Genomic DNA, 26447 nt, shown 5'->3' on the forward strand with positions numbered 1-26447 from the left:
GTCCGCACCCGCCCGTTGGTGTGCCAGGATCGCTGACATGCCGGACCGGTTGTCTGCCCTGGACGCGTCCTTCCTCTACCTGGAGGACTCGACGACGCCCATGCACGTCGGTGGTGTCGCGGTCTTCCGCCGCCCCCGTTCGGGCTTCGACTACGACCGGCTGGTCGGTCTGATCGAGCAGCGACTCGGCCTGGTGCCGCGGTACCGGCAGCGGGTCACCCAGGTGCCGGGCAGGCTGGCCCGCCCGGTGTGGACCGACGATCCGGAATTCGACATCACCTACCACGTGCGCCGCTCCGCGCTGCCCAAACCGGGCAGCGAGGCCCAGCTGCACGAGCTGGTCGCCCGGCTGATGTCCCGGCCGCTGGACCACACCCGTCCGCTGTGGGAGGTCTACCTGGTCGAGGGCCTGGCCAAGAACCGGGCCGCGGTGATCACCAAGACGCACCAGGCCATGGTCGACGGCGCGGCCGCGATCGACCTGACCCAGGTGATCCTGGACGTCTCGCCCTCGCCCCGGCAGGCCGGCGAGGAGCTGTGGATGCCGCAGCCCGAGCCGAGCACCGCCCAGCTGGTGCTGGACGCGATGGCCGAGATCGTGCAGCGCCCCGGCGAACTGGTGGAGAACATGCGGGCGGCCGCGCTGGACGCCGCGGCCACCGTGCGCAAGGTCACCGACGCGGTCGGCGGCCTGGCCTCCGCGGTCGGCACCGCCTACCGGCCCGCCCCAGGCAGCCCGCTCAACGCCCGGATCGGCACCCAGCGCCGGTACGCGGTGGCCCGCACCCAGCTGGAGGACTACCGCGCGGTCCGGCGCCGGCACGGCGGCACGGTCAACGACGTGATCCTCACCGTGCTCACCGGCGCGCTGCGCACCTGGCTGCTCTCCCGCGGCGAGGCGGTGACCTCCTCGACCACCATCCGGGCCATGGTCCCGCTCTCGGTCCGGGAGACCGAGGGCGGCGTCAACGGCGCGGGCAGCGGCGTCGGCGGCAACGCGGTCTCCTCGTACCTGGTCGACCTGCCGGTGGGCGAGCCGAACGCGGTGGTCCGGCTGCACCACGTCAGCCACGCCATGCGCGCGCACCAGGAATCCGGCCAGTCCGTGGCGGCCGACGCGATCGTCCGGCTGTCCGGGTTCGCCCCGCCCACCCTGCACGCGCTGGGCGCCCGCGCGGCCAGTTCCTTCTCCCGGCGGATCTTCAACCTGGTGGTCACCAACGTGCCGGGGCCGCAGTTACCGCTGTATGCCGCTGGAGCGAGGATGATGGAGATGTTCCCGGTCGTCCCGTTGGCGATGAACCAGGCACTGTCCATCGGGGTCACCTCCTACGACGGCGGTGTCTACTTCGGACTCAACGCCGATCGGGACGCGATGTCGGATGTGGACGTGCTCGCCAGCATGGTCGAGGAGTCCTTGGAGGAACTTGTGGGAGCGGTCTCGGCATGAGGGTCTACCTTCCGGCGACAGTGCCGATGTTGCGCAAGCTGGTCGACAGCGGCGAGATCACCGCGATCGGCGGCACGGCCTTCGCGCTCACCCCGATGCTGCGGGAGTCCTACGCGGCCGGGGACACCGAGGAGCTGGAGTACGCGGCGATGACCGAGGCCTCCCGTGCCTCGCTGCGCCTGATCGCGGCCGAGTTGGAGAACGGGGACAAGCCGCCGCTGCGCCGTGCGGTGATCTCCGCCGACATCGAGGGCGTCACGCTGCGGCCCGACCTGGACTACGCGGTGGTGAAGCTGCCCGGCGTGGTGCCGCTTTCGGCGGTGGCCGCGGTGCACGTGGACGGCCCGGACGCCGAGGACGCGGTCCGGGACGCCTCCGGGGTGGTGGACGCGGCCGATCTGGGTGATCCGGACGCCGAGTTCCTGCTCGGCGAGGCCGAGGACCACGAGCTGCAGTGGTACGCCACCCAGGAGCTGCCGTTCCTGCTGGAGCTGATGTAGCCGGGCGGCCAATCTCACTGCGCGCTGGTCGGCTACCTGCCGGTACGGATGCGAGGATGGGCCGTACCGACCCGTCCCATGTCTCGCGCAAGGAGGCGCCTCACCATGGACGCCATCACGTCCGTCCCGGCCCCGGTCAACGAGCCTGTGCGCGGCTACGCGCCCGGCTCTCCCGAGCGGGCCTCGCTCCAGCGGCGGATCGCCGAGCTGGAGGCCGAGCAGCTCGAGCTGACCATGACCATCGGCGGTCAGCAGCGGATGGCCGGTGGCGACCGGATCAACGTGGTCCAGCCGCACGACCACCAGCACGTGCTGGGCGTGACCGGCCAGGCCACCAACGACGATGTCGCGCAGGCGGTCGCCGCGGCCAAGGACGCCGCCCCGGCCTGGCGGGACCTGCCCTTCGACGAGCGGGCCGCGGTGCTGCTGCGCGCCGCCGACCTGCTGGCCGGACCGTGGCGGGACACGATCAACGCGGCCACCATGCTCGGCCAGTCCAAGTCGGCCCAGCAGGCCGAGATCGACGCCGCCTGCGAGTTCATCGACTTCCTGCGCTTCAACGTGCAGTTCGGCCGCCAGCTCATCGCCGAGCAGCCGATCTCCGCGCCGGGCATGTGGAACCGGTTCGACCACCGGCCGCTGGACGGCTTCACGGTGGCCATCACCCCGTTCAACTTCACCGCCATCGCCGGCAACCTGCCGCTGTCCCCGGCGCTGATGGGCAACACCGTGGTGTGGAAGCCCTCGCCGACCCAGCAGCTGGCCGCGCACCACACCATGCGGCTGCTGGAGGCCGCCGGCCTGCCCGCCGGCGTGATCAACCTGGTCACCGGCGACGGGCACGCGGTGAGCGAGGTCGCGCTGACCGACCCCGAGCTGGCCGGGCTGCACTTCACCGGCTCCACCGCGACCTTCAAGGCGCTGTGGAAGAACATCGCGGGCAACCTGGACAACTACCGCAGCTACCCGCGCCTGGTCGGTGAGACCGGCGGCAAGGACTTCATCGTCGCGCACCCCTCGGCCGACCCGACCGCGGTGGCCGTCGGCGTGGTCCGCGGCGCGTTCGAGTACCAGGGCCAGAAGTGCTCGGCGGCCAGCCGCGCCTACCTGCCGCGTTCGCTGTGGGACAACGGCCTGCGCGAGCAGATCGCCGACCTGACCAAGCAGATCAGCTATGGCGATGTCACCGACTTCGGCTTCTTCGGCGGCGCGGTGATCGACGCCCGCGCCTTCGCCAAGCACAAGGCCGCGCTGACCAAGGCCGCCGCCGACCCGAGCATCGAGATCCTCGCCGGTGGCACCTGCGATGACTCGGTGGGCTACTTCGTGCAGCCGACCGTGCTGGTGGGCACCGACCCGCTCAACGAGGTGTTCACCACCGAGTACTTCGGGCCGATCATCGCGGTGCACGTCTACGAGGACGCCGACTACGCCAAGGTGCTCGAACTCGCCGACAACAGCACCCCGTACGCGCTCACCGGCGCGATCTTCGCCACCGACCGGGTCGCGATCGAGCAGGCGCACCAGGCGCTGCGGTTCAGCGCGGGCAACTTCTACGTCAACGACAAGCCGACCGGAGCGGTCGTCGGCCAGCAGCCCTTCGGCGGCAGCCGCGGCTCCGGCACCAACGACAAGGCCGGTTCGGTGCTGAACCTGCTGCGCTGGACCAGTCCGCGCTCCATCAAGGAGACCTTCGTGCCGCCGACCTCGACCGGCTACCCGCACATGGGCTGAGGTTCCTGGCACCACGCGAAACGGCCCCGTCGCGATCCACTCGCGGCGGGGCCGTTTTCCGTTGGTTCAGCTGGGCTGGCCGATCTGCGCGGCCGGGGGTGCGGCGATCTCCACCGGCTTGCCCCAGTCCTGGAACTTGGCGTCCACCGTGGTGGTGAACTCGACCTTGCCGGATTCGGTGGACCGCCAGCGCAGCGGCAGGTTGCCCGCGTCCAGCCAGATCTCGTGCTTGAGCGCACTGCGATTGAGCTTGATCTTCGACTCGAAGTTGCCCTTGACCAGCTTGTCGGTGGTGGCCGCCACGACCTTGGCGTAGTCGACGGTGATCGTGTACCTGGTCGCGGCCACGCCGTCGACCTGCTCGGGGACCGGGGCGTCGAGCTGCCCGGCAGTGCCGAAGTGCGCGATGCCCCGGCTCGGGTCACTCGCCTCGGTCATGCGCACTACCAGCGGCGTCATCACCTTCGAGAAGAGGTCATCGCCGCCGGTCTTGACCTGCCGCCACGGCTTGCCGGGGGTCTCCTTCTCGTTGTCGGCGTCCTTCAGGAAGGACTCCGTGGGCAGCTGCAGGACAGTGGTCTTGTCCGCGCCGCCCTCGGCGACCATCAGCGAGGAGACCTTGCCCCCCTCCTCGAACCGGAGCTGGGTCTTGGTCGTGGCGGCCTCGCCGGGCTTGCGCGAGTCGGAGGCGGCGGTGCTCAGGTGCACCGTCTTCTTCGCCAGCATGGCCGCGTTGACCGCGGTGACGAACTCGGTGGCGCTGGTCAGCTTGGCCGCCGCAGCCGAGGACGCCGCCGAAGAGGTGGCCGGGGGAGCGGTGGACGGTGCGGCGCCGCCGGAGCAGGCGCCCAGCGCGGTCAGCAGCAGGACGCTGGTCGTGGCGAGCAGGGGTCGACGCATGATGTTTCCCTTTGTTGTTTCCGTGACCGGATCAGCGGACCTGTTTGGCTGGCGGCGCGGCGATCTCGACCGGTTTTCCCCAGTCCTGGTAGACCATGTCGGTGCTGGCGGGCTGGCCGTTGGGGCGCAGCTCCAGCGTCGACCAGCGCAGCGGCAGATGGTCCGCGCTGAGCCAGATCTCGTGCTGGGTAAAGGTCCGGCCCGCGGCGATCCGCTTCTTCAGCCAGTCCTTCGTCGCCTTGTCGATGTCGGCGGTGACGGCCTTGTCCAGGTAGACGAAGAAGACGTACTTGACCGCCTTGACGTTGTTCAGTTCGTCCTGGGTCGCGCTGTCCAGCTTGGCCTGAGCCAGCAGGTCGATGTGCCTGCTCGGCTCGGCCAGCCAGGACACTCCGCCCTTGATGACCAAGGAGATGTACTTGAGTTCCGGGTCGTCATCAACGCGGATCCGCTTCCACGGCTTGGCCGGGTGGTCCTCCTCGGAGCCCTTGGACTTGGCGTAGGTTCCCTCTGGCACGCTGACGATGATCATGGGGTTGCTGCTGGTGGCCGTATCGTCGTAGCGGGTCGACAGCCGATCACCCGGCTCGTGGCGGAGCAGCATCCGAGGGCGGACGGAGTACTCGAACCCGCTGTCCGGGTCGCTGATCGCGCCGGAGAGGCTGGCCGTCTTCTTCTCCCGCATCGCGGCGGTGACCTTGCTGATGAACTCCGCCGGGTTGCCGAACTTGGGCAGCTCCGGCACCACCGGGGCGGCCGGGGTGCTCGCGCACCCGGTCAGGAGCAGTGCGCTCGCCGTGGCGAGCAGCAGTCGACGCATGATGTTTCCTCGCGCTGCGCGAGAGATCCCCCCTGTGGAACCCCCCTGAGAACCAACCCGGGCGCGCAGTACGACGCCACGACGTCCCCCCTGGTCGCCGCAGGCGTCGTACCGCTGCCCTCCCCCCAGCAGCCGACCGGTCAAGGCCGGCGAGCCTGCTGGTGTTCCCCCCTGGAAAAGAACCTAAACAAACCCGCTGACGCCTCGCTGTCGCCGCACTAGCCGCGGCGACAGCGGGCCGGTTAGCTGGGGGATCGGGTCACTTCTGGAGCTGCGCGGCGGGCGGCGCGGCGATCTCCACCGGCTTGCCCCAGTCGGTGAACCGGGTGTCCCCGACGGTGGGCTTGCCACCAGGCGTGGGCCTGGTGCGCTGCCAGCGCAGTGGCAGGTTGTCCGCGGTCAGCCAGATCTCGTGCTTGATGCTGGTGATGCCGGACTTCACATCGGACTCCAGCTGGACCTGCTGCTGGATGTCGGTGGTGGCCGCGGCGACCTTGGCCAGGTCGATGGTGACCGTGTAGCGGGTGGCGGCGGTGCCGTCGACCTTCTCCTCTGCGGTGGCCTCCAGCTTGCCGCCCTGGCGGAACCAGGCCAGCTGCTGGCTGGGCAGCGCGGTGTCGGCCAGGCTGCTCACCTCGAGCAGTTCGCCGCTGGTCTGGCGGTCCCGGCCGGACTTCTCGCTGAGCAGCCGCCACGGCTTGGCCGGGTCCTTCTTGGCCGACTCCTGGCTCTTGGCGTAGGTGGTCTCGCCCAGCACCACCGCGCTGAGGGCGACGTCGGCGCGCTTGGGGTTCTCGCCGGTCACCGTGAACGACACCTGCTCGTCCTCGAAGCGCACCGCCGCGGTCGCCTTGGTCGGCGCGTTCACGATCTGGGTGTCCACGGTGGTGCTGGCGGCGGCGGTCTTCTTGCCGCGGATCGCGGTGGTGATGGCGGTGGCCAGCGCGGTGGCGTCGGCGGGCTTGGCCACCGGTGGCGCGGCCGAGGTGGCCGCCGCGGTGCTGGACGGCGCGGGCGCCGGTGGTGGCGTGGTCGTGCCGGAGGTGCAGGCGGCCAGCGCGGTCAGCAGTAGCAGGCCCGAGACAGCGGGCAGCGTTCTACGCAATGTGTCCCCCAGTGAATGCGCATCACGACGTCCGGCCTCCCCCAGTGGTCACCGTCGACGTCGTGTTCGCCACCGTACGCGCGCCCGGCCCGGTATGCCCGGGTTTCTGCCGGTCAGCTCAGTCGATCAGCTCTTCCTTGCCGGAGCGGGAAACCAGCAGCCTGCGCAGCGAGATGATCCGGTCCGCGGTCGGGCCGCCCTTGGCGAGCAGGGTTTCCAGCGCGCAGTCCGGGTCGGCGGGCGGGCCGAGGTGGCCGCAGTTGACCGGGCATTCCTCGGCGGTCTCGGCCAGGTCGTCGAAGTGCTTGACCAGGTCGTCCGGCTTCACGTGCGCTAGGCCGAAGGAGCGGATGCCGGGGGTGTCGATCACCCAGCCGCCCACCTCCACCGGCAGGGGCAGGGCCAGCGTGGAGGTGGAGGTGTGCCTGCCCTTGCCCACCCCGCTGACCGCGCCGGTGGCCCGGTCCACGCCCGGCAGCAGCTTGTTGACCAGGGTGGACTTGCCCACGCCGGAGTGCCCGACCAGCGCGGAGACCTGTCCGGCCAGCAACCTGCGCAGCTCGGCGGGCTCCTCGTCGAAGCGGGTCACCACCACGTTGAAGTCCAGGCCGGAGTAGGCGGCGAGCAGGGCCTCGGCGCCTGCCAGGTCGGCCTTGGTCAGGCACAGCACCGGGGCCAGGCCACCCGCGTAGGCCGCGACCAGGCAACGGTCGATGAAGCCCGGCCGGGGCGGCGGATCGGCCAGCGCGACCACGATCACCAGCTGACTGGCGTTGGCCACCACCACCCGCTCGAACGCGTCGGTGTCATCGGCGGTGCGGCGCAACACGCTGCTGCGCTCGGCCACCCGCACGATCCTGGCCAGGGTGTCGGTCTGTCCCGAGATGTCGCCGACCAGGTCGACCCGGTCGCCGACCACGATCGGCGTGCGACCCAGTTCGCGGGCGCGCATCGCGGTGACCTTGCGGTCCGGGTCGTCGCCGACCGCGCAGGTCCACCGGCCGCGGTCCACGGTGATCACCATGGCCTGCTCGGCGTCGGCGTGCTTGGGTCGCTGCTTGCTGCGGGGCCGGGTGCCCTTGGTGGGGCGCACCCGCACATCGGACTCGTCCAGGTTGCGCCAGCCTTGCTTCACCGCGGAACCCCGATCACCCGGCGACCCCGACCGGCTGGCCGAGCATGGCGGTCCACATCCCGCGGAAGTCCGGGATGGTCTTGGTGGTGCTGAGAATGTCGTCGACCACCACATCCGGCACCCGCAGGCCGAGGATGGCGCCCGCGGTGGCTATCCGGTGGTCGGCGTAGGCCTGCCACGGGCCGCCGGTGAGCGGGCGTGGCTGGATGCGCAGGCCGTCCTCGGTCTCCTCGACCCCGGCGCCCAGGTTGCCCAGCTCGGTGCGCAACGCGGCCAGCCGGTCGGTCTCGTGGCCGCGGATGTGCGCCACCCCGCGCAGCTGCGATGGCCCCTCGGCCAGCGCGCACAGCGCGGCCACGGTCGGGGTCAGCTCGGAGACGTCGCGCAGGTCGGCGTCAATGCCCCGCAACCGGTCCGGTCCGCGCACGGTCAGGCCGTCGGCGGTCAGTTCGACCTGGCAGCCCATCCGGGTCAGCAGCTCGCGGATGCCGTCCCCGGCCTGGGTGGTCTCGGCGGGCCAGTGCGGCACGGTGACCTCGCCGCCGGTGACCGCGGCCGCGGCCAGGAACGGGGTGGCGTTGGACAGGTCCGGCTCGATCACCACGTCGTGCGCGGCGATCGGGCCGGGCAGCACGGTCCAGGTGTTGGCCTGCGCGGTGTCCACGATGACCCCGGCCGCGCGCAGCATCGCCACGGTCATCTCGATGTGCGGCAGCGAGGGCACCGGCTTGCCGTCGTGCCGGACGATCACGCCGCGGTCGTAGCGGGCGCCGGAGAGCAGCAGCCCGGAGACGAACTGGGAGGAGCCGGAGGCGTCGATGGTGACCTCGCCGCCACCTAGACCGCCCTGGCCGTGCACGGTGAACGGCAGCGCGTCGCCGGTGATCTCCGCGCCGAGCGCGCGCAGCGCGTCCAGCACGGTGCCCATCGGGCGCAGCCGGGCGTGCGGGTCGCCGTCGAAGCGGATCTCGCCGTCGGCCAGCGCCGAGACCGGCGGCAGGAAGCGCATGACCGTGCCGGCCAGCCCGCAGTCCACCTCGGCCGGACCGGCCAGCGGGGCCGGGGTGATCGTCCAGGAGCCGTCGGCCGGGTTGTCAGCCACCCCGGCACCCAGCGCGCGCAGGGCCTGGGCCATCAGCAGGGTGTCCCGGCTGCGCAGTGGCGCGTGCAGGGTGCTGACGTCCTCGGCCAGCGCGGCGATGACCAGGGCCCGGTTGGTGATCGACTTCGAGCCGGGGACCGGGACGGTCGCGCGCACTGGACCCTCGGCGACCGGTGCGGACCACGGGGTGCTGACGGTGGCGTTCACCCGCACATCGTCCCCTATCCCGCTGAACAGCCTCTGAACAGCCTCGATTCGTTCCGGTTTGCAGCTACCTTGTTGAGCAAGGTACCTTGCGGTCATGACGCAAGATCCGCAGTTGCTCGCCCAGCTCCGCCGGGGCGTGATCGAGCACTGTGTGCTGGCCCTGTTGTCCCGTGGTCCCCGCTACGGCTTCGACCTGGTGCGCGAGCTGGCCGCGGTCGAGGGCCTGGGCACCACCGAGGGCACGATTTACCCGCTGCTGTCCCGGCTGCGGAAGGACGGGCTGCTGGAAACCAGCTGGCAGCCCTCGGACCAGGGCCCGCCGCGTCGCTACTACGAGCTGACCGAGCCGGGCCGGACCGCACTGGCGGGATTCCACCGCCACTGGCGCAGTTTCAGCGCCGCGGTGGACCAAGTTCTTGAGGGAGAAGAATGAACGAAGATCTGCTTGCAGGATCGAGCATGGTTCCTGCCCTGAGGCATCCGATCGCCGAGGACTGGCTGGCGCGCTTCGACCGCGCCGCCGCCGCACTGCCCCAGCCCCGCCGCGCCGAACTGCGCGCGGAGCTGGTCGAACACCTGGACGCGTTGCTCGCCGAGGGCGAGCCGGACCTGGCGGCCGCGGTGGCCCGGCTGGGCGATCCGGCCGAGATCGTGGCCGCCGAGGGCGCGCCCTCGGTGTCCCCGGCCCAGTCCCGCGCGGCCACCGGTCTGCTGCTGTTGCCGTTGACCGGCCTGCTCTTCCTGGTCCCGGCCCTGCCGCCGGGCCTGCTGACCATGGCGGTGATCCTGCTCGCCTCGATCACCGTGCTCACCCTGGTGCTGCGTTCCGGCGCGACGGCCGCGGCCAGGGCACTGGGTGTGCTCGGCGCGCTCGCCCCGCCGCTGGCCGGACTGGGCGGCATCCTGGACAAGGTCTTCCAGGCCGGCGTCAATCCCGGGGTGAACCTGCCGCTGGGGCCGGGCAAGGAACTGTCCGTGTCCTGGCACACCGATCCGTGGCTGGCCGGGCTCGGGCAGATCGCGTTGCTGGCACTCGGCCTCGGCCTGCCGGTGCTGGCCGGACTGCGGCTGCGCCGCCCGGCCGCCGCCGACTCCCGGCTGTTCCTGGGCACGCTGGCGCTGCTGCTCACCGCGCCGGTCGGCCTGGCCACCGCGCTGCTGCTCTCTGGCGCCCGGCGCGGCGGCGAGGTCGGCACGCTGGTGAGCACCCCGCTGATCGTGCTGGCCGCGGTGGTCGGAGTGCTGCTGCTGGCCGTGGGCGCGCTGCTGGTGACCAGGCCCGGCCTGGCCCTGACCGCCAAGGCGCTCATCGCGCTGGCCGTGGTCACCGCGCCGATCGGGGTGGTGCTCCTGGCGCAGCACAACACCGGCAACAACGGCATCATCCGGCAGACCGCGCTGCACCCGCTGCCCGCCGACGCCGCGGAGCGCCGCCGGGTGGCCTCCGCCTGGTACGACGAGGGCCAGGCCCAGACCATCCCGGCCGCCGCCTACGCGCCCGGCCCGGCCTGGGTGCCCGCCGACCGGAACCTGCGGCTGGGCCTCGGCCTGCTGTTCGTGGTGGCACTGCCGCTGCTGGCGGCCTGGCGCACCGGCGTCGCCAGGCGGTGACGGCCCCGCGGCGTACCGTGTGCACCATGTGCGGGCGGTACTCGGCGGTGAAGGACCCGGCTCGGCTGGTGGAGGAGTTCGGCGCGGCGGACGCGACCGGCGGCCTGATCAACGGGCCGGACTACAACGTCGCGCCGACCAAACCGGTGCTCGCCGTGGTGCAACGGCACCCGCGCGACGCCGAGGGCAACCCCGATCCGGACACCACCGAACGCACCCTGCGCGTCATGCGCTGGGGGCTGGTGCCCAAGTGGGCCAAGGATCCCGGCATCGCGGCGAAGATGATCAACGCCAGGTCCGAGACCGCGGCCGAGAAACCCGCCTACCGCACCTCGGTCAAGCACTACCGCTGCCTGATGCCCGCCGACGGCTGGTACGAGTGGCAGCAGGAGGGCGGCACCAAGCAGCCCTTCTACGTGACCAACCCGGACGGCTCCAGCCTGGCCATGGCCGCGCTGTGGGCCACCTGGCGCCGGCCGGGCGCGCCCGATGAGGCCCCGCTGGTCACCTGCGCGGTGCTCACCACCGACGCCTTCGGCCCACTGGCCGGCATCCACCACCGGATGCCGCTGCTGCTGCCGCCGGAGAAGTGGGCCGACTGGCTGGACCCGGACCGCGGCGAGGTCGCCGACCTGCTCGCCCCGCCCGCGCCGGAACTGATCGAGGCCCTGGAACTGCGGCCGGTGTCCACCGCGGTCAACAACGTCCGCAACAACAACGCCGAGCTGATGGACCGGGTCGAACCCGGCGCGGTCCAGCTCGACCCCGCGCCCAAGCGCAAGGCGCCGGCGAAGAAGAAGCAGCCTGCCCAGGACGGCCAGGCCCTCTTCGAGCTGCCATGACCAGGATGGAACTGGCCACCCCGCACGGCCCGGCCAGGGCCGAACTGCACTGCGCCACCGAAGGCAGGGCCGCATTGCTGCTCGGCCACGGCGCGGGCGGCGGCATCGACGCGCCCGACCTGGTCGCCGCGACCAGGGCCGCCACCGCCGCCGGGGTGCACGTGGTGCTGGTCGAACAGCCCTACCGGGTCGCGGGCCGCCGCGCGCCCGCCCCGGCCAAGCAACTCGACGCGGCCTGGCTGGCCGTGGTCGGCGAACTCGCGGGCAGCTGGTGCGACGGCCTGCCGATGATCTTCGGCGGCCGGTCCTCCGGGGCCAGGGTGGCCTGCCGCACCGCGGCGCCGGGTCAGGCGGCGGCCGTGCTGTGCCTGGCCTTCCCGGTGCACCCGCCGGGCAAGCCGGAGAAGTCCCGGATGCCCGAGCTGGACGGCATCGAGGTGCCCGCGCTGGTCGTGCAGGGCGAGAACGACCCCTTCGGCATGCCTGCCGCCGGGCACCACCGCGAACTGGTCACGCTGGCCGGGGACCACAGCCTCAAGGCCGACGTCGAGGGCGTCTACCGCGCGGTCGCCGACTGGCTGCCCCGGGTGCTGCGCCCGCTGGATTAGGCCAGCGGATCCGCGGTGCGCAGCCTGGCCTGCTCCGCCTCGATGTCATAGGCGGCGGGCGGGAACTTCGGATCCAGCTCGCGCAGGGTCTCCAGCAGCAGCCTGCTCACCGCCCAGTTCCGGTACCACTTCCGGTCCGCGGGCACCGCGTACCAGGGCGTGGCCGAGCAGTTCTGCAGCGCGGCGGTGTAGGCCTGCTGGTACTTCGACCACTTCGACCGGGCGTCGATATCGGCCGGGGTGTACTTCCAGTGCTTGCGCGGATCGTCCAGCCGGGCCAGCAGCCGTTCCCGCTGCACCTCCGGCGAGATGTGCAGGAAGCACTTGAGCACCGCCACGCCCGCCCCGGCCAGCTCGCGCTCGAACTCGTTGATCTCCCGGTACCGGGTGCGCAGCTCGGCCGCGCTGCGCAGGCCCTCGACCTTGGGCACCAGCACGTCCTCGTAGTGCGAGCGGTCGAACACGCCGATCCGCCCCGGCTCCGGCAGCAGCTTGCGCACCCGCCACAGGAAGTGGTGCCGGGCCTCGGCGCGGGTCGGCTTCTTGAACGAGGCGATGTGCACGCCCTGCGGGTTCACCAGCCCGAGCACGTGCCGGATGGTGCCGCCCTTGCCGGAGGTGTCCATGCCCTGCAACACCAGCAGCACCGCGCGGGCGTTCTCGGCGTAGAGCGCCTCCTGCAGGTCCTCCAGTTCGGCGCCGGTCGTGAGCAGGTCGGCCGCGGCCTCCCGCTTGGTCTTCGGACCGATCGGGCGGCTCGCGGGATCCAGCGCCGCGAGGTCCACCGAGTCCAGCCGCAGCACGTCCCGAACCGACTTCCTGGCCATCCGCGCAGCGTAGCCAGCCCTGGTCGATCCCGCTGGTCAGGCGGCCGCGATCGGCGCCAGCACCGCCTTGGTCAGGGTGGCCAGGTCGGCAGCGGCGAGTTCCACTTCCAGCCCGCGCCGCCCGGCACTGCAGAAGATCGTCTCGAAGCCCCGCGCGGAGTCGTCGAGCACCAGCGGCAGCCGCTTCTTCTGCCCCAGCGGTGAGATCCCGCCCGCCACATAGCCGGTGGCCCGCTCCGCGTCGGGGACCGCGGCCATCTTCGCCTTCTTGCCGCCCAGCGCCGCGGCCAGCGCCTTGAGGTCCAGCTGCGCGGTGACCGGCACCACACCCACCGCGAGTGCGCCGTCCACCTCGGCCACCAGGGTCTTGAACACCCGCTCCGGCTCGATGCCCAGCGCCTCGGCCGCTTCCAGCCCGTAGGAGTCGTGCCGTGGATCATGCTCGTAGGAGTGCAGTGTGTGCGCGATCCGCTGCTTGACCAGCAGCGCTGTCGCCGGAGTGCCTCGTCCCGCCATGACCGGGGAGCTTAGAACCAGGTTTGTGGCGCACACCGCCCGCTATCCCGGAATGCGCGCGCACCGCGCCGCGTTGTGCGAATCGTGGGAACCGAGATGACCTGCCCGCTCCGCCCGGCCGCCGCGCGGCCCGGCCGAGGCGCGCTGCGCGGCGTATCCTCAGCACCATCGCCGGCATTTCCGATGGTGGAGCTGCCTGCGGTTGTTACCACAAGCCCAAGCCCACGCTCCGGCGTGCGGGAAGGGAGCCAGGTGCCAGGCACCGCACCAGAGACCAGAACCGGGGACGAGACAACGGATGACCGCGCGGCCCGCTTCGAGCGGGACGCGATGCCGTTGCTCGACCAGCTCTACGCGGCCGCGCTGCGGATGACCCGCAACCCGGCCGACGCCGAAGACCTTGTGCAGGAGACCTTCCTGAAGGCGTACTCGGCCTTCTCCTCCTTCGCCGAGGGCACCAATCTCAAGGCCTGGCTGTACCGCATCCTGACCAACACCTACATCAACGGGTACCGGCGCAAGCAGCGGCAGCCGCAGCAGTCGCCGACCGACGAGATCGCCGACTGGCAGCTGGCCCAGGCCGAACGGCACAGCAGCACCGGTCTGCGCTCGGCCGAGGTGGAGGCGCTGGACCGGCTGCCGGACAGCGATGTCAAGGCCGCGCTGCAGCAGCTGCCGGAGGACTTCCGGATGGCGGTCTACCTCGCCGACGTCGAGGGGTTCGCGTACAAGGAGATCGCCGACATCATGGGCACGCCCATCGGCACCGTCATGTCCCGGCTGCACCGCGGCCGGCGCCAGCTCAAGGAACTGCTCACCGACGTGGCCAAGGACCGCGGTTTCCTGCGTGGCCGTGCCGCCCAGGAGGTGGCCGGGTCATGAGCTGCGACGAATCCGCCGAGACCAACTGCAAGGACGTGCTCGCCGAGGTCTGGATGTTCCTGGACCAGGAGTGCGACAAGACCCGCCGCGACCTGCTGCGCCAGCACCTGGACGAGTGCAGCCCGTGCCTGGAGCAGTACGGCATCGACGAGTACCTCAAGGCCCTGCTGGCCCGGAAATGCGGTGGTGAGGCCGCCCCGGACACGCTGAAACAGCGGTTGCGCGCCTCCATCCGCCGGACTGTGCTGGAACAGGCCGAGGTGACCGTGGAATGCGGCCCGGACGGCAAGACCGTCGAGGTCTCGCTGCGCGCCGAGCGGATCGAACTGCACGAGGCAGTCCGCCAGGACGACTGAACCGGCCCCAGAAGCACGAAGCCCCCGGAAGACCTAACGGTCCCGGGGGCTTTGTTCTGCCGGTTGGTCCGGCGTGACCACGATCAGGCGTTGGGACGCTTGCCGTGGTTGGCGCCGCGCTTCTTGCGGTCGCGCTTCTTGCGGGCGCGCTTGGACATCGCGTTCTCCTTGGTCCGGGGTGTCGGCCGGCAGAGCCAGCCGTGTCTTGCTTCCCCCCAGTGTGTCACGCCCGATGGCCGACAGCGGCGGGGGGCCGCTTCGTGCTTGCATCGCTGGATGGCCGAGGAGATCAGGGCGGAACTGGTGGCGACCGTGGGTGAGGTGGTCGTCGGCGAGGGTGACGTGGTGGCGCCCGGCGACACGCTGGTGGTGCTGGAGTCGATGAAAATGGAGATCCCGGTGCTCACCGAGCAGGACGGCACGGTCACCAGACTCGCGGTCGAACCCGGCGCGCTGGTGCGCGCGGGCGATCTGCTCGCGGTGGTCGAGCACAATGGACCACCGTGTCCACCCTGAGTGAGTTGCTCGCCGAACACACCCGCCTGCCCGGGGCCGCCGTCGACCACCTGCAACTGGTGGTGGGGGAGTGGCAGCTGCTCTCCGACCTGTCCTTCGCCGACTTCCTGATGTGGGTACCCCTAGAAGCCGCCACCGCGGAGGGGGTCGCCGAGGAGCGGTTCCTGTGCGTGGCCCAGGCCCGCCCACAGACCGCGCCCACCGCGCACCCCGAGGACATGGTCAGCACGGTGGTCGCCGCGCCGGACCACCCGCAGCTGCGCCGGGCCGTGGTCGAGGAGCGGATCTGCCGGGAGGAGGACCCGCGCTGGCACCTCGGCGTGCCGGTGCGCCGGGAGACCATCCCGGTCCGCTTCGGCGGCAAGGTGGTCGCGGTGCTCAGCCGGGACATCAACCTGGCCGTGCCCAGGGTGCCCAGCCCACTGGAGATCGCCTACCTGGGTAGCGCGGCCGATCTCTGCCAGATGATCGCCGACGGCACCTTCCCCGCGCCGGAGCCCTCGCCGGGCGCGCACACCAGTCCGCGCGTCGGCGACGGCCTGATCAGGCTGGATGCCGCCGGGACGGTGGTCTTCGCCAGCCCGAACGCGCTCTCGGCCTACCACCGGATGGGCCACGCCGCCGATCTGGTCGGGGTGGCGCTCGCGCCGCTGACCCGCTCGCTGGTCTCCGACCCCTTCGACGCCACCGAGGTCGCGCAGCGGATGCGCACCGCGCTGGACGGCAACCCCAGCACCAGGGTCGAGGCCGAGGCCCGCGGCGCCACCGTGCTCTTCCGCGCGCTGCCGCTGCGCCCGCGCGGCAAGGCGGCAGGCGCGCTGGTGCTTGTCCGCGACGTCACCGAGGTGACCAGGCGAGACCGGGCGCTGATGTCCAAGGACGCGACCATCCGGGAGATCCACCACCGGGTCAAGAACAACCTGCAGACGGTGGCCGCGCTGCTGCGCCTGCAATCCCGCCGGACGAACAACACCGAGGCGCGGCAGGTGCTGGCCGAATCGGTCCGCCGGGTCACCTCGATCGCACTGGTGCACGAGACGCTGTCCATGTCGGTGGACGAGCGGGTGTCCCTGGACGACGTGGTGGACCAGGTCATCCCGATGATGAGCGATGTCGCCACCGCCGAGACCAGGGTGGTGGTCCGCCGCGAGGGCAAATTCGGGGTGGTACAGGCAGAACTGGCCACACCTTTGGTGATGGTGCTGACCGAGCTGGTGCAGAACGCCTTCGAGCACGCCTACACCCCCGGCCAGCGCGGGGAGGTGGTGGTGCACGCGGAACGCTCGGCGAAGTGGCTGGACGTGGTCATCACCGACGACGGCCGCGGCCTGCCGCAGGGCTTCTCGCTGGAGCGCACCGACCGGCTCGGCCTGCAGATCGTGCGCACCCTGGTCGAGTCCGAACTGCGTGGTTCGCTCAGCCTGCGCCGCAGGCAGGGGACCAAGGGCACCGAGGCGGTACTGCGGGTTCCGCTGCAACGCCGCCGTTAGACCATTAGAGATCCGGGTTTATCTAGTCATGTTTCTGCCAGTGTGGACCGGGGTTTTCGCCGGAGAGGCAGAAAAAGCAACTGACCGGCACTCGTTCGCGCGAGTGCCGGTCAGTCGGCCGTTCGGAGGTTGCGACCCTCTCAGGCTCCAGTGCGAGCCCGGGTGCGGGCGTTGCGTCGCTTCAGCGCGCGTCGCTCGTCCTCGCTCATACCGCCCCAGACTCCCGCGTCCTGTCCAGACTCCAGCGCCCAGGTCAGGCAGTCGGACATCACGGGGCACCGGCGGCAGACGGTCTTCGCCTCGGCGATCTGGAGCAACGCAGGACCGCTGTTCCCAACGGGGAAGAACAGCTCGGGGTCCTCGTCGCGGCAGGTCGCGCGGTGGCGCCAGTCCATGGTTCCTTGCTCCTCGCTAGGCACATAGCAATAGTGCCGATAGTGGTTTCGGGGGTGTTTGTGGGTGCTTGTGAATGCTTTCACGAACTACGGCAAAGTCAAGAGGCCCGATCCAATCCGGTGAGGCAACTCACCCGAAAGATCGACACGCACTTGCTTGGCGGTTTCAAGGGGTGACATTCCGCGCGCTGGCGAAGGTCACGCCCAGGTGACGACCCGATCACGCACAGGTCACACCGCGACGGACAGTGCCGCCGGCACGGACATGAACCGCACATCGGTCCGCTCGCCAAGAAGATCGCCGTCTACCTGGAGCCGGACCGGTTCCGCGCAGGTCACTCTAATCCACTCAACGTCATCGCGCCGCAACAAATTCCCGCCCTGCGGACTTCCGCCGGGCCGCAGGATCTGCCAGACGTGCTTCACCACGGTGGGCATCCCGACGTTACGGAGAGCGAACACGCCCAATCCGTCCTCGAAGGAGGAACCCGGATTGATCCGCAGCGGCCGCTCACCCAGGTAGGTCCACGGATCGGTGTTGGACACGAAGGCCAGGTGCAGCCCGGTCTCCGGTTCGCCGTCGGGCAGGTGCACGGTGAGCTTCGGGTGCCCGTGGTCCAGCTTGAAATAGCTGGTGGCGGCCATCCGCGCGTAGAGCATCGGGGTGGCCTTCTTGACCCGGTGCCGTTCGACCCCGGCGACCACGTCGGCGTCCCAGCCCAGCCCGGCGTTGAAGGTGAACCAGCGGTCATCCGCCCGGCCCAGCCCGACCCGGCGACTCGCGCCGGCCTCGATCGCCTGCAGCAACCGGTGCGTGGCCTCCACCGGATCAACCGGCAGGCCCAGGGCGCGTGCGAAGACATTCGCGGATCCGCCCGGCACCACACCCAGCATCGGCACATCGTCCCGGACGCCGTCAGAGAGCAGTCCGTTCACGACCTCGTTGACCGTGCCATCCCCGCCGTGCGCCACCACAAGGTCAAAACCGTCGTGCGCGGCCTCGGCCGCGGCATCCGCCGCGTGCCCCCGGTAACTGGTCTCGACGACGTCCAGTTTCACGTCGCTGGCCAGTGCGTGCGCAATGACATCGCGCCCCGCCGCCGAGGTGGCGGTGGCCTGGGGATTGACCACGAGGAGTGCGCGCACGCCCTGAAGCGTATGACAGCCCGTGACGCCTCGCGCTCCGCCCCTGACCCGATGGTGGCGGCCGAGCAGCGAGGTTGTGCCTGGGTGATCACTGATATGCGGCGCAAGTCACGTCCGTGAGCTGCCAGATCGCCTCGATCAGGGGATGGCTAGCCTGTCCGCATGTCGCAAGCCCTGGGTGCGCCGCGAGCGGTGCGTGTGGCGGGTCTCCTGGTCGGGTTGCAGGGCCTGGCGGGGGTGGTGCTGGTGCTCGCCCTGCTGGTGCGCGCGCTGGACGGCGCGCCCAAGCCGGGCAACGTCTTTGGTGAGGCCGCCTACTTCGCGGTGCTGACCGCCGGGGTGGTCGCGGCCGCGATCGGGCTGCTGCGCGGCAAGCGCTGGGCGCGTTCGCCCGCGGTGGTGGTGGAGATCCTGTTGCTGGGCGTGGCCTGGTACACCCTCGGGCCGTCCGGGCGCTGGCTGATCGGCTCGCTGGCCGCGATCTACTGCCTGGCCGTGCTGGTGCTGCTGTTCAGCACGCACGCGCGGGCCTGGGTGCTGGGCATCGGGCCGTACGACGACTCGGCGGACAAGGCGAGCTGACCCCGGTCCCGGCGGGGCCTGGTCCTGACCACGCCCGAGGCCAGCGCGACGCCGATGATGACCAGTCCGGCGGCCAGCATCCGCAGCGTGGTCAGCTGCTCGTGCAGCAGCAGCGCGGCCGAGGACATGCCGAACACCGGCACCAGCAACGAGAACGGCGCGACCGCGGTGGCCGGGTAGCTGCGCAGCAGGAACCCCCAGATGCCGAAGCCGGCCAGGGTTGCCGCCCAGCCCACGTAGAGCACCGCGCCGACCCCGGCGAAGTCCAGGTGCGCCAACGCGTTCAGGCCGGTGTCCACCCCTTCGAAGGTCGCCGAGAGGGCGAACAGCGGCAGGATCGGCACCGCGCTGACCCAGACCATGAAGCGCAGCATGTCCGGCGGGGCGGCGTAGCGGGTGATGATGTTGGTCAGGCTCCACACCGCGGCCGCGGCCACCACCATCAGCAACGCGCCCAGCGGGCTGCCCGCGCCGTAGTCGAGCACCACCAGGACCATGCCGGCCAGTGCGATCCCGGTCCCGGCCAGGCGCAGCGGGGTGGGCCGCTCCTTGAGCAGCAGCGCGGCGAAGAGCACGGTGAACAGCACCTGGCTCTGCAGCACCAGCGAGGACAGGCCGGCCGGGGCGCCCGCGTACATGCCGCCGAAGAGCAGGCCGAACTTCACCACGCCCAGGGTCAGGCCCATCAGCAGCACCCAGCGCCAGGCCACCCGGGGCGAGCCGACGAAGAACAGCGCGGGCAGCGCGGCCACGGTGAAGCGCAGCGCGGAGAACAGGAAGGGCGGGACCTCGGCCAGTCCGACCTGGATGACCACGAAGTTGAGTCCCCAGATCAGCGCGACCAGGACGGCGAGGGCGACGTGTGCGGGCTTCACCCGCTCAGCCTCACCCGGCGGAGAGTTAAGCACCAGCGAAACTATCTACGGGGATCCGTTTAGTATTGCTTCATGCTCGATATCGGCAGACTGCGCGCGCTGCACGCCGTGGCCGTGCACGGCTCGGTCAACGCGGCCGCCGCCGCACTCGGCTACACCCCCTCTGCGGTGTCCCAGCAGCTGGCCAAACTGGAACGCGAGACCGGCACCACGCTGCTGGAACGCCGGGGCCGGGGCATCGCGCTCACCGACGCGGCCACTGAGCTGGCCGGCACCGCCAAGGAGATCCTGGCCCTGGTCGAACAGGCCGAGGTGCGGCTGGAGGAACAGCGCGGCCTGCCGGTCGGGCAGCTCACCCTGGCCACCTTCGCCACCGCCGCCCGCGGCCTGCTGCCAGGACCGCTGGCCGAACTGGCCCGCGAGTACCCGGAGCTGGATGTGCGGCTGACCGAACTGGACCCGCACCTGTCGATGGACCTGGTCGCCAGGGGTGAGCTGGACCTGGCCGTGGTGCACGACTGGGAGAACACCCCGCTGGCCGTGCCCGAGGGCCTGGCCAGAGCCGACATCGGCGTGGACGTGGCCGATGTGCTGCTGCACGAGAGCCACCCGCTGGCCGCGCGGGCCGAGCTGAGCCCGCTGGAACTCACCGGCGCGCGCTGGATCTGCCAGCCGCCCGGCTCGATCTGCCACGACTGGCTGATCCGCACCCTGCGCGGCGGCGGGGTCGAACCGGTGCTCGCGCACCAGGTCACCGAGTACCAGTCCCAGCTCGCGCTGGCCGCCCAGGGCCTGGGCGTGTGCCTGCTGCCCCGGCTCGGCCGCGGTCCGGTGCCGGCGCACGTGGTGGTCCGGCCGCTGGTCCCGACGCCGACCCGGCGGCTGTTCGCGGTGTGGCGGCAGCAGGCCACCCGGCGCCCGGCGATCTCGGTGACGGTGGCCGCGCTGCGTGCGCACTGGGCCGATCGGGACACCGCTTCTGCTCCGATGGGTTGATCACTCAAAGAAGGGACTGGGAGCGCCCGCGCGTGTCGTGCTCCAATCGAGATGTGACGCCTGACGGTCAGATCCCGCGACCGCGTACGTCCGTTGGCCGGGGCGGCCACGCGCTGCTCGCCCTGGGCCTGTTCGATCACGCCGAGGAGGATCTGCTCGGCTACGCGGGCTGGGCCGCCCGCAACTTCACCGCGGTGCAGGTGGTGCTGGTCGACCTGCCCGCGGTGCACACCTACCGGGCCGTCGGCTACAAAACCCACCGCGCCCTGCACAAGGCGCGCAGCGAGGGCAAACGCCTGCAGACCAGGGCCCGGCGCGCACTGGCCGTGCTCGGCCTGCCCGGCTCGCTGGTGGTGTCCTGGGCCGAACTGGCCGCCCGCTACCGCTACCAGGTGCTCTACGACCAGGTCCGGCACGCCTACGAGAGCAGCCCGGCCTTCCGCGCGGCCTGCCTGCGGGCCACCGCGACCATGCTCGCCGACCGGGTGCCGGGCGCGCTGTGCTCCCGCGGCCAGGTGCAGATCGCCGCGCACTCACTGCTGGCCGAACTGCCCCTCGCGCTGGACGGCGCCGGGATCCTGGGCGTGCCCGAGTCCACCCGCTGCCAGCCCAGCCCGCTGGAACTCACCGAGCTGCTCGCCGCCGCCCCACCCGAGCTGTGCCCGCGCCCCGGCCAGCTCGCGCTGACCCTGCACTCGGCCCCGGCTCAGCGGCCGGACCCGGTGCCCGGCTCGCCGCTGCCCGAGACCGCGCGGCCGCGGTAGCCGCCCGGCTGGTTTCACCCGTGGCGAAACCGGTCGCGAGCCCGGTCCGCCGCGGCGAGCATGACGGCGTTCCCACTGAAGGAGACCCGCCGTGGCCATGGTCCGAGAAGTCGCCGACGAACGGGACGCGCTGCTGGCGTTCCTGGCCGAACAGCGCGCCGCGCTGCGCCGCAGCGTGCTCAACCTGTCCGAGCTGACCGCCACCAGCCGCCCGCTGGTCAGCGAGCTGTCCCTGGCCGGGCTGGTCAAACACGTGGCCAGCGTGGAACGCAACTGGATCGACATCGTGCAGGGCCAGCACATCGGCGATCGCGGCCCGGTGCACGCGCTCAACCCCGGCGAGACCGTGGCCCAGGCCCTGGCCGAACTCGCCGAGGTCGCCGCCCGCACCGAGGACCTGGTGCGCGAGCTGGACCTGGACCAGCGGGTCGACGTCGGCCTGCAGGGCCACCCGCTGGTCGCGGGCAAGGTGCGCACCGCCCGCTGGGTGCTGCTGCACCTGATTACCGAGCTGGCCAGGCACGCCGGTCACGCCGACCTGCTGCGCGAGTCCCTGGACGGCGCGACCGCCTTCGGGCTGGTCGCGGCCGCCGGGGACCCGCTGATCACCTGAGTCAGGCCGGTTTGCCCAGCTCCGCCAGCGCGGCGCCGTCGATCCGGTACACCGTCCACTCGTCCAAGGCCACCGCGCCCAGGGACTTGTAGAAGTCGATCGCCGGCGTGTTCCAGTCCAGCACCGACCACTCGAACCGCGCGTACCCGCGGCGCACGCACTCCTGCGCCAGCTCGACCAGCAACGCCTTGCCCAGCCCCGAACCCCGGTGCTCGGGCAGCACGAACAGGTCCTCCAGGTAGATGCCGTGCTTGCCCTCCCAGGTGGAGAAGTTCAGGAACCACAGGGCACAGCCGACCACCACTCCGTCGGCTTCGGCGACGTGCCCGAACAACGCCGGGCTGTCCCCGAACAGGGCGGTGCGCAGCTGGTCGGCGGTGATGGTGCAGGACTCTGGCGCGCGCTCGTACTCCGCGAGCCCCTCGATCAGTCCGATCACGGCGTCCACATCGGACGGCCGGACCCGGCGAACGCGTTCGTCAGTCACAGTGTTCCTCCCCAGTGCTCAGGCGGTCGGCAGGTTGAGCCGCACGAGTTGCGGCACACCCCGCTCGAATCCCAGCACAGCGATCCCCGCCGTGCCCAACCCGAATCGCACCCCGGCCGTGGCAGGCAGCTCCAGCCACCGCGCCACCAGCACCCGGCTGAAGTGCCCATGCCCGACCAGCACCACGTCGGTCTCCGGCAACAACGCCCGCACCCGGTCCAGCAGCCGGTCGGCGCGGACGCTGACCTGCCCGGCGGATTCGCCACCGGGGACCGGGTGTGTCCAGACGGTCCAGCCGGGCACGGACTCGCGGATCCGCGGCGTGGTCAGGCCCTCGTAGTCGCCGTAGTCCCACTCCGACAGGTCCTCGGTGACCTCGTCCACGGTGAGCCCGGCGAGTTCGGCGGTCACCTGGGCGCGGTCGCGTGGGCTGGCCAGAACGCGGCCCTTGACGCCGAGCGCGGCCAGGGTGCGGCCGGCGGCCTCGGCCTGGGCGCGGCCCTGGGGGGTGAGCGGGATGTCGGTGCGGCCGGTGTGCTGACCGGAGCGGGACCACTCGGTCTCACCGTGCCGCAGCAGGTAGACGGTGGGCTCCCGGTGCTCGTCCTGGGTCATGCGCGCGTCGTCTCCTCCGGGGCCGGTGCCACCGCTGATTCTGTGCCGTCGGGGTCAACCGCGCTTGTCACGCCCGCATTCCACGCCCCCGGCCGGTCAGTCCGGCGGTTAACCTGGAGGTGCAACCCGGCGAAGAGTCAGGTGGCCCTGGTGAAAGCTGAGCATTCGGAGATCGGCCGCAGGTTGCGGCAGATCCGGCACGCCCGCGGCAAGTCGCTGGCCGTGATCGCGGGGATGGCCGGCATCTCGGCCGCGCACCTGTCCCGGCTGGAGAACGGCGAGCGAGCGCTTGACCGGCGTTCCCTGATCGTGAAGCTGGCCGAGGCGCTGGAGGTCGCGCCAGGGGAACTGACCTTGTCGCCGGTCGCCATCGCTCCGGGTGAGCTGGCCGAGGACCGCTTCCTCAACGCTGTCCGGCTGGCCATGCTGGCGGTGAGCATGAACCAGGCAGGCGGGCAGGTGGTGCCGCCCGCGGTGCTCTCCGCGCGGGTCGACGAAGTGCTGACAGCGCAGCGGGACTGTCAGTACGAGCAGGTCGGCGCGGCACTCCCCGACCTCATCCGGGACCTGCACACGACCCTGGCCACTGGCCGGGGCGAAGCCGAAGTGCTGCGGCTACTGGCCCTGACGCATGTCCAGGGCACCCAGGCCTGGCTGATGGACATCGGCGCGCCACTCGACCTCGGCTGGCAGGCCGCGACGCTGGCCAGGCAGGCCGCCGAGCGCCTCGACCAGCCCCTCGCCCTCGCGCTGAGCGCCTTCGGCACCGCGTTCGGTCTGCTCGGCGCCGGTGCGTTCGCGCTGGCCGAGCGGGCGCTCGCGGAGGCTGAGATCGGCACTGCCCGCGCGGTCGAGTTGCAGGTGTCCGGCATGCTGGCCCTGACCCGATCACTGGTGGCGGCGGCCTGTGGCGATCAGGCCGGGCGGACCGCGGCGCTGGCGCACGCGGCTGAGCTGGCCGAACGCACCGGCGAGGGCAACGCGTTGTGGTTCGGGTTCGGTCCGGGCAACGTCGGGGTGTGGCGGATGTCGGTCGCGCTGGAGGCAGGCGAGCACCTGGAAGCGGCCAAGATCGCGGAGACGATCAACCCCGGGGTGCTGCCTTCGCGGACCAGGCAGGCGGCCTACTGGCGGGAGTACGGCAGGGCGCTGGCGCGGCTGCCGAGGCGGCAGGACGACGCCGTGCTGGCGATCCGGCGAGCGGAACTGATCTCTCCGGCACGCGTGCGCAGGCACCCGTTCATGCGGTCAGTGCTGGCCGAGCTGGTGGTAAAGGCCAAGCGGGACGCGGTCGGCCGGGAACTCCGCGGCATGGCCTACCGGGCAGGTCTGCCGGTGTAGCCCGATCAGGTGTCCTTGTCCTGGTGGCAACAACCTGACCCCTGGTGTTCCTAGCGTGCTGTGCACCGCTGATCAGGACTGTGGGGAGGCACTTGTGGGCGGTACACCGGACATCGTCGCCGCGATCCTCATGGGTCTCGATGACATCGCGGAGAAGGCCAGGGAGATCAACCGTCGTCAGGTCAGCAAGAGCACCAGGGTCCGGGATCCGATTCGCGTCACGCTCAGCGAGCACCAGGAGCTGCTGTTCGTGAGCCAGCTGGCCAACCTGCAGCGGCTGTTCGCGCTGCATTTGCAGGGCTGGGAGTCCGCCGAGGTCGCGGACGAGTTCGAATCACCTTCCTGACCCGGACAGCGAGACGCCCCAGTCACCACCCGGGTGACTGGGGCGTCCCAGCACAGCGAATCAGGCCGCCTTCTTGGTCTCCCAGAAGATGGTCGAGATCTGTTCGATGTAGTCCAGCAGTTCGGTGCCGGTCTTGGGGTCGGTGGACCCCTTGGCGCCACCGGCGCCCGCGGCCTTGGTGGCCCGGTTGAACAGTTCGTGCAGTTCCGGGTACTTCTCGAAGTGCGGTGGCTTGAAGTAGTCCGTCCACAGCACCCACAGGTGGTGCTTGACGAGTTCGCAGCGCTGTTCCTTGATCTCGATCGCGCGCTGGCGGAACTCCGGGTCCTCGTTGGACTGGAACTTCTCCTGGATCGCCTTGACCGACTCGGCCTCGATCCGCGCCTGGGCTGGGTCGTACACGCCGCACGGGAGGTCGCAGTGCGCGGTGACCTCCAGACGCGGGGCGAGGATGCGCGACAACAGTCGCATCATGTCCTCCTGAACAATGGATGCTCCGACGCGGGTGACCCTACTCCGGGCGTACCGGACCGGCAGGCGGAGGTGATCGTCCTGGCGCTCGGGCTTCTGCCGGTGCGCAGACTGTTGGTGCGCGGGCCGTCCATGGCGCCGACGCTGGCCGACGGTGACGTCGTGCTGGTCCGGCGGGGTGGCCGGCCGCGGGCCGGTGATGTGGTGCTGGTGCGCTGGGCGGCGCGGCCGGGGCAGTTGTCCGTCAAGCGGGCCGTGCGGCCGGTCGCGGGCGGCTGGTGGGTGTTGGGGGACAACACCTTCGGCTCCACCGACTCGGTGGCACTCGGCGCGGCCGAGGTGCTCGGGGTGGTGCGGTGGCGGTTGTGGCCACGGCCGGGGCGGCTGGTCCGGCGGGGCTGACACGGGCCCGCCAGGTCGTGGCGACGGTGGCCGACCTGGCGGGGACGGGGACTTCTCAGGCGTTGGCGCGCAGGCTGGCGTAGTGGTCCACGCAGGCCTGGTACTTGGGCAGCAGACCGGCGGCCTCGGCTTCGGCCAGGCTCGGCGCTTCGGTGTCCTTGACCGAGAGCACCGGCGCCGCGCCGTCCAGGTGCTCCGCCCAGGGCAGGCCCAGCGCCGGGTCCAGCGGGTTGATCGCCCGCTCGCGCGCGGGGGTGAACGGGGTGGAGCACAGGTAGCTCATCACCGTGTTCTCCTCCAGCGCGAGGAAGCAGTGCCCGAGACCCTCGCTGATGTAGATCGAGTTGTAGGTCTCCGAGGACAGCCGCACCGCCTCCCACTTGCCGAAGGTCGGCGAGCCCAGCCGGATGTCGATGATGATGTCGAGCAGGGCGCCACTGGCGCAGTAGACGTACTTGGCCTGCCCTGGCGGGGTGTCGGCGAAGTGCACCCCGCGGATGACCCCGCGGCGGGACACCGAGTGGTTGCTCTGGGCCAGCGGCAGCGGGTATCCGACGGTCTCGGTGACCAGGTCGGCCTGGAACGGAACCACCAGAAGTCCGCGGTCGTCCGGAAAACTTTTCGGAGTGAATTCGTAAGCGTCGGGGATCGTCATTTTCCGCACCTGCATGGTGCTTGAGCTTACGGCGCGAGTCCCGCGACCTGCGGAGGACCGCCCGCCACCGCAACAAGCCGGACGGACGTCTTGCAAAACAGGCCCTGACCTGCGCCGGAAGGAAAAAGGTAACTGTGATCCCCGCCGCAGACACGATC

The 26447-nt window shown here is 71.1% G+C and carries 33 protein-coding genes; 18 read left to right on the forward strand and 15 right to left on the reverse strand.

From position 1 onward, the window contains the following. Positions 1–37: 37 nt before the first annotated feature. The 3 genes from MZC64_RS39290 to pruA all read left to right on the forward strand — a co-directional run bounded on the left by MZC64_RS39290 (position 38) and on the right by pruA (position 3684). Positions 38–1450, forward strand: coding sequence for a wax ester/triacylglycerol synthase family O-acyltransferase (locus MZC64_RS39290; protein ID WP_247764230.1), 1413 nt, complete (start codon positions 38–40; stop codon positions 1448–1450). Further along, on the forward strand, positions 1447–1950 hold the full coding sequence (locus tag MZC64_RS39295) for a hypothetical protein (protein WP_247764229.1): 504 nt from the start codon (positions 1447–1449) through the stop codon (positions 1948–1950). Before MZC64_RS39290 ends, MZC64_RS39295 begins: the two co-directional genes overlap by 4 nt. A gap of 105 nt (positions 1951–2055) precedes the next feature. After that, on the forward strand, positions 2056–3684 hold the full coding sequence (gene pruA / locus MZC64_RS39300; protein ID WP_247764228.1) for an L-glutamate gamma-semialdehyde dehydrogenase: 1629 nt from the start codon (positions 2056–2058) through the stop codon (positions 3682–3684). A gap of 66 nt (positions 3685–3750) precedes the next feature. Here the strand turns inward: pruA and MZC64_RS39305 are convergent, their stop codons facing one another. From MZC64_RS39305 to aroA, 5 genes are all read right to left on the reverse strand, one after another. Beyond that, positions 3751–4584, reverse strand: coding sequence for a hypothetical protein (locus MZC64_RS39305; RefSeq protein ID WP_247764227.1), 834 nt, complete (start codon positions 4582–4584; stop codon positions 3751–3753). Positions 4585–4615: 31 nt separating this feature from the next. Beyond that, the gene (locus MZC64_RS39310) at positions 4616–5404 is read right to left on the reverse strand and encodes a hypothetical protein (protein ID WP_247764226.1); all 789 of its coding nucleotides are present in this window, start codon (positions 5402–5404) and stop codon (positions 4616–4618) included. A gap of 259 nt (positions 5405–5663) precedes the next feature. Further along, on the reverse strand, positions 5664–6509 hold the full coding sequence (locus tag MZC64_RS39315; RefSeq protein ID WP_247764225.1) for a hypothetical protein: 846 nt from the start codon (positions 6507–6509) through the stop codon (positions 5664–5666). Between the two features lie 118 nt (positions 6510–6627). Beyond that, the gene (gene rsgA / locus MZC64_RS39320; RefSeq protein WP_247764224.1) at positions 6628–7644 is read right to left on the reverse strand and encodes a ribosome small subunit-dependent GTPase A; all 1017 of its coding nucleotides are present in this window, start codon (positions 7642–7644) and stop codon (positions 6628–6630) included. 13 nt (positions 7645–7657) lie between these two features. Beyond that, positions 7658–8953 (reverse strand): 3-phosphoshikimate 1-carboxyvinyltransferase, encoded by a 1296-nt coding sequence (gene aroA / locus MZC64_RS39325; protein WP_247764223.1) that lies wholly within the window; start codon positions 8951–8953, stop codon positions 7658–7660. A gap of 94 nt (positions 8954–9047) precedes the next feature. On the opposite strand from aroA, the gene MZC64_RS39330 reads away from it, so the two are divergent. The 4 genes from MZC64_RS39330 to MZC64_RS39345 are packed head-to-tail and all read left to right on the forward strand — an operon-like array spanning position 9048 to position 12014. After that, positions 9048–9386, forward strand: a complete 339-nt coding sequence (locus MZC64_RS39330) for a PadR family transcriptional regulator (RefSeq protein ID WP_247764222.1) — start codon at positions 9048–9050, stop codon at positions 9384–9386. Positions 9387–9412: 26 nt separating this feature from the next. Then, positions 9413–10564 (forward strand): hypothetical protein, encoded by a 1152-nt coding sequence (locus tag MZC64_RS39335; protein ID WP_247764221.1) that lies wholly within the window; start codon positions 9413–9415, stop codon positions 10562–10564. Positions 10565–10590: 26 nt separating this feature from the next. Beyond that, positions 10591–11406, forward strand: coding sequence for an SOS response-associated peptidase (locus MZC64_RS39340; RefSeq protein WP_247764220.1), 816 nt, complete (start codon positions 10591–10593; stop codon positions 11404–11406). Beyond that, positions 11403–12014, forward strand: coding sequence for an alpha/beta family hydrolase (locus MZC64_RS39345; RefSeq protein WP_247764219.1), 612 nt, complete (start codon positions 11403–11405; stop codon positions 12012–12014). Before MZC64_RS39340 ends, MZC64_RS39345 begins: the two co-directional genes overlap by 4 nt. Here MZC64_RS39345 and MZC64_RS39350 read toward each other — a convergent pair. Next, positions 12011–12841, reverse strand: a complete 831-nt coding sequence (locus MZC64_RS39350) for a PPK2 family polyphosphate kinase (protein ID WP_247764218.1) — start codon at positions 12839–12841, stop codon at positions 12011–12013. The two genes, MZC64_RS39345 and MZC64_RS39350, sit on opposite strands and share 4 nt — an antisense overlap. A 36-nt stretch (positions 12842–12877) precedes the next feature. Continuing rightward, positions 12878–13357 carry a Cys-tRNA(Pro) deacylase gene (gene ybaK / locus MZC64_RS39355; RefSeq protein ID WP_247764217.1) on the reverse strand — a complete coding sequence of 160 codons (480 nt, stop codon included), beginning with the start codon at positions 13355–13357 and terminating at the stop codon, positions 12878–12880. Between the two features lie 183 nt (positions 13358–13540). On the opposite strand from ybaK, the gene MZC64_RS39360 reads away from it, so the two are divergent. Continuing rightward, positions 13541–14239, forward strand: coding sequence for a sigma-70 family RNA polymerase sigma factor (locus tag MZC64_RS39360; RefSeq protein ID WP_247764216.1), 699 nt, complete (start codon positions 13541–13543; stop codon positions 14237–14239). Next, complete coding sequence (rsrA, locus tag MZC64_RS39365; RefSeq protein WP_247764215.1) at positions 14236–14595, forward strand: mycothiol system anti-sigma-R factor; 360 nt, start codon at positions 14236–14238, stop codon at positions 14593–14595. The genes MZC64_RS39360 and rsrA overlap by 4 nt, the downstream gene beginning before the upstream one ends. A gap of 83 nt (positions 14596–14678) precedes the next feature. Here rsrA and MZC64_RS49215 read toward each other — a convergent pair whose 3' ends face one another. Further along, positions 14679–14753: a 50S ribosomal protein bL37 gene (locus tag MZC64_RS49215; RefSeq protein WP_143174383.1), complete on the reverse strand. Its 75-nt coding sequence runs from the start codon at positions 14751–14753 to the stop codon at positions 14679–14681. A gap of 118 nt (positions 14754–14871) precedes the next feature. Between MZC64_RS49215 and MZC64_RS39370 the strand changes: the two genes are divergently transcribed. Further along, positions 14872–15111: a biotin/lipoyl-binding carrier protein gene (locus MZC64_RS39370; RefSeq protein WP_247764214.1), complete on the forward strand. Its 240-nt coding sequence runs from the start codon at positions 14872–14874 to the stop codon at positions 15109–15111. Then, a complete protein-coding gene (locus tag MZC64_RS39375) occupies positions 15099–16601 on the forward strand; it encodes a PAS domain-containing sensor histidine kinase (RefSeq protein ID WP_185001772.1) in 1503 nt (500 codons plus the stop codon). The genes MZC64_RS39370 and MZC64_RS39375 overlap by 13 nt, the downstream gene beginning before the upstream one ends. Before the next feature lie 140 nt (positions 16602–16741). Here MZC64_RS39375 and MZC64_RS39380 read toward each other — a convergent pair whose 3' ends face one another. Together MZC64_RS39380 and MZC64_RS39385 are read right to left on the reverse strand one after the other, a co-directional pair. Next, on the reverse strand, positions 16742–16996 hold the full coding sequence (locus tag MZC64_RS39380) for a WhiB family transcriptional regulator (protein ID WP_185001773.1): 255 nt from the start codon (positions 16994–16996) through the stop codon (positions 16742–16744). A 231-nt stretch (positions 16997–17227) separates the two neighbouring features. Continuing rightward, a complete protein-coding gene (locus MZC64_RS39385) occupies positions 17228–18142 on the reverse strand; it encodes a diacylglycerol kinase family protein (RefSeq protein ID WP_247764213.1) in 915 nt (304 codons plus the stop codon). Positions 18143–18304: 162 nt separating this feature from the next. On the opposite strand from MZC64_RS39385, the gene MZC64_RS39390 reads away from it, so the two are divergent. Continuing rightward, positions 18305–18724, forward strand: a complete 420-nt coding sequence (locus MZC64_RS39390; protein WP_247764212.1) for a hypothetical protein — start codon at positions 18305–18307, stop codon at positions 18722–18724. Here MZC64_RS39390 and MZC64_RS39395 read toward each other — a convergent pair. Continuing rightward, on the reverse strand, positions 18625–19599 hold the full coding sequence (locus MZC64_RS39395; RefSeq protein ID WP_247764211.1) for an EamA family transporter: 975 nt from the start codon (positions 19597–19599) through the stop codon (positions 18625–18627). The two genes, MZC64_RS39390 and MZC64_RS39395, sit on opposite strands and share 100 nt — an antisense overlap. 72 nt (positions 19600–19671) lie before the next feature. On the opposite strand from MZC64_RS39395, the gene MZC64_RS39400 reads away from it, so the two are divergent. The 3 genes from MZC64_RS39400 to MZC64_RS39410 all read left to right on the forward strand — a co-directional run bounded on the left by MZC64_RS39400 (position 19672) and on the right by MZC64_RS39410 (position 21972). Continuing rightward, positions 19672–20595 (forward strand): LysR family transcriptional regulator, encoded by a 924-nt coding sequence (locus MZC64_RS39400; protein ID WP_247764210.1) that lies wholly within the window; start codon positions 19672–19674, stop codon positions 20593–20595. Between the two features lie 53 nt (positions 20596–20648). Beyond that, positions 20649–21359 carry a tRNA-dependent cyclodipeptide synthase gene (locus MZC64_RS39405; protein WP_247764209.1) on the forward strand — a complete coding sequence of 237 codons (711 nt, stop codon included), beginning with the start codon at positions 20649–20651 and terminating at the stop codon, positions 21357–21359. 97 nt (positions 21360–21456) lie between these two features. Continuing rightward, on the forward strand, positions 21457–21972 hold the full coding sequence (locus MZC64_RS39410) for a DUF664 domain-containing protein (protein ID WP_247764275.1): 516 nt from the start codon (positions 21457–21459) through the stop codon (positions 21970–21972). A 1-nt stretch (position 21973) separates the two neighbouring features. Here the strand turns inward: MZC64_RS39410 and MZC64_RS39415 are convergent, their stop codons facing one another. Together MZC64_RS39415 and MZC64_RS39420 are read right to left on the reverse strand one after the other, a co-directional pair. Continuing rightward, the gene (locus MZC64_RS39415) at positions 21974–22459 is read right to left on the reverse strand and encodes a GNAT family N-acetyltransferase (RefSeq protein ID WP_247764208.1); all 486 of its coding nucleotides are present in this window, start codon (positions 22457–22459) and stop codon (positions 21974–21976) included. Between the two features lie 18 nt (positions 22460–22477). Next, entirely contained in the window at positions 22478–23074 is a 597-nt protein-coding gene (locus MZC64_RS39420; RefSeq protein ID WP_247764207.1) for an acid phosphatase, read from the reverse strand. Between the two features lie 150 nt (positions 23075–23224). Between MZC64_RS39420 and MZC64_RS39425 the strand changes: the two genes are divergently transcribed. Next, complete coding sequence (locus tag MZC64_RS39425) at positions 23225–24415, forward strand: helix-turn-helix transcriptional regulator (protein ID WP_247764206.1); 1191 nt, start codon at positions 23225–23227, stop codon at positions 24413–24415. A gap of 94 nt (positions 24416–24509) precedes the next feature. Further along, positions 24510–24761 carry a hypothetical protein gene (locus MZC64_RS39430; RefSeq protein WP_247764205.1) on the forward strand — a complete coding sequence of 84 codons (252 nt, stop codon included), beginning with the start codon at positions 24510–24512 and terminating at the stop codon, positions 24759–24761. Between the two features lie 60 nt (positions 24762–24821). Here MZC64_RS39430 and sodN read toward each other — a convergent pair whose 3' ends face one another. After that, positions 24822–25226: a superoxide dismutase, Ni gene (gene sodN / locus MZC64_RS39435; RefSeq protein ID WP_308301121.1), complete on the reverse strand. Its 405-nt coding sequence runs from the start codon at positions 25224–25226 to the stop codon at positions 24822–24824. Positions 25227–25313: 87 nt separating this feature from the next. On the opposite strand from sodN, the gene MZC64_RS39440 reads away from it, so the two are divergent. After that, complete coding sequence (locus MZC64_RS39440; RefSeq protein WP_282106642.1) at positions 25314–25634, forward strand: S26 family signal peptidase; 321 nt, start codon at positions 25314–25316, stop codon at positions 25632–25634. A gap of 55 nt (positions 25635–25689) precedes the next feature. Here MZC64_RS39440 and MZC64_RS39445 read toward each other — a convergent pair whose 3' ends face one another. Further along, positions 25690–26304, reverse strand: a complete 615-nt coding sequence (locus tag MZC64_RS39445; RefSeq protein ID WP_247764203.1) for a dTDP-4-dehydrorhamnose 3,5-epimerase family protein — start codon at positions 26302–26304, stop codon at positions 25690–25692. Between the last annotated feature and the right edge of the window lie 143 nt (positions 26305–26447).

It is taken from the genome of Crossiella sp. S99.2, from assembly GCF_023094165.1.
Taxonomy (GTDB): Bacteria; Actinomycetota; Actinomycetes; order Mycobacteriales; family Pseudonocardiaceae; genus Crossiella.

Coding starts and splice junctions, on each gene's coding strand:
- MZC64_RS39290 (WP_247764230.1), top strand. CDS start 38: ATGCCGGACCGGTTGTCTGCCCTGGACGCGTCCTTCCTCTACCTGGAG.
- MZC64_RS39295 (WP_247764229.1), top strand. CDS start 1,447: ATGAGGGTCTACCTTCCGGCGACAGTGCCGATGTTGCGCAAGCTGGTC.
- pruA (WP_247764228.1), top strand. CDS start 2,056: ATGGACGCCATCACGTCCGTCCCGGCCCCGGTCAACGAGCCTGTGCGC.
- MZC64_RS39305 (WP_247764227.1), bottom strand. CDS start 4,584: ATGCGTCGACCCCTGCTCGCCACGACCAGCGTCCTGCTGCTGACCGCG.
- MZC64_RS39310 (WP_247764226.1), bottom strand. CDS start 5,404: ATGCGTCGACTGCTGCTCGCCACGGCGAGCGCACTGCTCCTGACCGGG.
- MZC64_RS39330 (WP_247764222.1), top strand. CDS start 9,048: ATGACGCAAGATCCGCAGTTGCTCGCCCAGCTCCGCCGGGGCGTGATC.
- MZC64_RS39335 (WP_247764221.1), top strand. CDS start 9,413: ATGGTTCCTGCCCTGAGGCATCCGATCGCCGAGGACTGGCTGGCGCGC.
- MZC64_RS39340 (WP_247764220.1), top strand. CDS start 10,591: ATGTGCGGGCGGTACTCGGCGGTGAAGGACCCGGCTCGGCTGGTGGAG.
- MZC64_RS39345 (WP_247764219.1), top strand. CDS start 11,403: ATGACCAGGATGGAACTGGCCACCCCGCACGGCCCGGCCAGGGCCGAA.
- MZC64_RS39350 (WP_247764218.1), bottom strand. CDS start 12,841: ATGGCCAGGAAGTCGGTTCGGGACGTGCTGCGGCTGGACTCGGTGGAC.
- ybaK (WP_247764217.1), bottom strand. CDS start 13,357: ATGGCGGGACGAGGCACTCCGGCGACAGCGCTGCTGGTCAAGCAGCGG.
- MZC64_RS39360 (WP_247764216.1), top strand. CDS start 13,541: ATGGTGGAGCTGCCTGCGGTTGTTACCACAAGCCCAAGCCCACGCTCC.
- rsrA (WP_247764215.1), top strand. CDS start 14,236: ATGAGCTGCGACGAATCCGCCGAGACCAACTGCAAGGACGTGCTCGCC.
- MZC64_RS39370 (WP_247764214.1), top strand. CDS start 14,872: ATGGCCGAGGAGATCAGGGCGGAACTGGTGGCGACCGTGGGTGAGGTG.
- MZC64_RS39380 (WP_185001773.1), bottom strand. CDS start 16,996: ATGGACTGGCGCCACCGCGCGACCTGCCGCGACGAGGACCCCGAGCTG.
- MZC64_RS39390 (WP_247764212.1), top strand. CDS start 18,305: ATGTCGCAAGCCCTGGGTGCGCCGCGAGCGGTGCGTGTGGCGGGTCTC.
- MZC64_RS39400 (WP_247764210.1), top strand. CDS start 19,672: ATGCTCGATATCGGCAGACTGCGCGCGCTGCACGCCGTGGCCGTGCAC.
- MZC64_RS39410 (WP_247764275.1), top strand. CDS start 21,457: ATGGTCCGAGAAGTCGCCGACGAACGGGACGCGCTGCTGGCGTTCCTG.
- MZC64_RS39420 (WP_247764207.1), bottom strand. CDS start 23,074: ATGACCCAGGACGAGCACCGGGAGCCCACCGTCTACCTGCTGCGGCAC.
- MZC64_RS39445 (WP_247764203.1), bottom strand. CDS start 26,304: ATGCAGGTGCGGAAAATGACGATCCCCGACGCTTACGAATTCACTCCG.